The organism is Streptomyces sp. NPDC006544 (assembly GCF_040611715.1).
Lineage (GTDB): Bacteria > Actinomycetota > Actinomycetes > Streptomycetales > Streptomycetaceae > Streptomyces.
The window spans coordinates 1-1948 of record NZ_JBEXOV010000211.1 but is presented as its reverse complement, the minus strand read 5'-3'; the positions used below and the strand labels follow the sequence as shown (position 1 = coordinate 1948).

The 1948-nt window shown below is 73.3% G+C and carries 2 protein-coding genes; both read right to left on the bottom strand.

Features of this window, described 5'->3' with window-relative positions; translation table 11 throughout:
* Positions 1-144: 144 nt before the first annotated feature.
* Entirely contained in the window at positions 145-954 is an 810-nt protein-coding gene (locus ABZY44_RS37590; protein ID WP_356662031.1) for a hypothetical protein, read from the bottom strand.
* Between the two features lie 134 nt (positions 955-1088).
* The coding region (locus ABZY44_RS37585; protein ID WP_356662029.1) for an N-acetylmuramoyl-L-alanine amidase at positions 1089-1948 on the bottom strand (860 nt) is incomplete at its 5' end.

Sequence of the window (1948 nt, the reverse complement as noted above, 5' to 3'; positions counted from 1 at the left end):
AACGCTCGGCTGGGAGACCCCAGCCGAGCGCCTGCATAAACTACTTGCCGCCTGATCAAACCAACCAGGTGTTGCAACGATCCCTAGAAACCGCCAAGGGCGGGGGGCCGCTGTGACCTGCTTCGCCCCGTGCGGGCGGGCGGGTCAGCCGCGCTGGATGCCCGAGGTGTCGTTCAGGACGCCGCGGCGTCCGTCCTGGGTCTGGGCGACCAGGGTGGCCGCACCGTGCTGCTCCACGGCCAGGTACCAGGTGCCCGGCGCGAGTTCCGCGATCGGGGTGTGGCTGCCGTCCTCCGCGTAGAGCGGACGGGCCACCGGGACGGCGAACCAGAACGGGGTGAAGTCGGCCGGCGGGGTCTGCGCGGCCCCGTTGTCCTGGGGGGCGGCGGGGGCCGGGGTCGCTGCCGGCTCCGGGGCGCCTCCGTAGGGCGGGACGGGCTGCGGGGTGTTGCCGTAGCCCGGGTACCCGTACCCGGCGCCCGGCTGCGGCTGGCCGCCGTACGGCGGGACGGCCGCGGCGGGCTTCGGGTCGGCGACCAGCTGTCCCGCGAGCGCGGGAACCTTCGCGCCGAACAGGGTCACGCCCGCCAGCGCCAGGGTGGCGAGGAAGGAGAGGACGGAACCCGCGCCCAGGTCGAGCTGGCTCGGGCAGGTGATCAGCACCCACAGCGAGGCCCAGAGGGCGGAGACGGCCAGCACGGTGCCCCAGGCCTGCAGGGGCAGGCCCGCGACCTTGCGGGACTCCGGCTGGAAGCGGGCGGAAAGCAGCAGACCGGCGGCGAGGAAGCCGACCAGGAACACCGTGGGCAGGGCGAGCCCGCTGAAGTCGGTGTCCCACGCGCTCGGCATGTCGAGGCGGGGGCTGGAGTAGAAATCGAGGAACGAGGCGATGAACAGCAGTACCGCTGCTCCGATCACCACGCCGTCGCCTCGAGTGAGGGAGCGGATGTTCACGTCTTAGGTGTCCTTCTCGGTCTCGTCGTCTCGTGGTGCCGTGGTCGCACGCCATGACGGAGTGGCGGGCGGCACCATGGTACGGACGTCTACCGCGACCGGAGGGATCGGGGCGGCGGGCCGTCCCGAGGGGACTACCCGCCGAGGAAGCCCACGATGCCGTCCGCGATGCCCTGCGCCGCCTTCTGCCGCCATTCCGGACTCGACAGCAGCGCCGCATCCTTGGCATCACGCATGTTGCCGCATTCGATGAACACCTTAGGCCGGGTCGAGAGGTTCAGTCCGCCCAGATCGTCCCGCGTGACCAATCCGGTACCACCGCCGAGGTAGTTGGCGGGGGCGGAGCCGGTGGTCCGGGCGAAGTTCCCGGCGATCCGCTCGCCGAGCTGCCGGGAGGACTCCGTGATCGGCGCGGTGTCGGCGCCGCCGCCCTTGACCTTGGCCGGGAGGATCACGTGGTAGCCGCGGCTGCCCGCCGAGACGCCGTCCGCGTGGACGGAGACGACGGCATCGGCACGGGCCTCGTTGCCGATCCGGGCGCGCTCGTCGATGCACGGGCCGAAGGGGCGCTCCGGGCCCGCCTCGTGGGTGAGGACCACCTTGAGGCCCTTGGCCTCCAGGAGGGTGCGCAGGCGCCGGGAGACGTCCATGCTGAACGAGGCTTCCATGTAACCGGCGTTGGTGGTCGTGCCGGTGGTGTCGCACTCCTTGAGGTTGGTGCCGATGTCCACCTGGCGGCCGATCTCGGTGGTGTGCTTGAAGTTTCCGGTGTTGTGGCCCGGGTCGACGACCACCACGCGGCCCGCCGGGGGCCGGTTCGCGGCCGTGGTCCCGGAGGGGCTCGCCGAAGGGGCGGCCGAGCCGTCGGCGGCCGCGCCCGTGGCCGGGGCCGCCGCGGCCGCCCCCGGCGCCGGCGAGGCGGGGCGGGGGCACACGGAACGGGGCGGCCGCGGGGAGGGGGGGCCCGGGCCGGCGAGGACCGCGGTCGGGCACC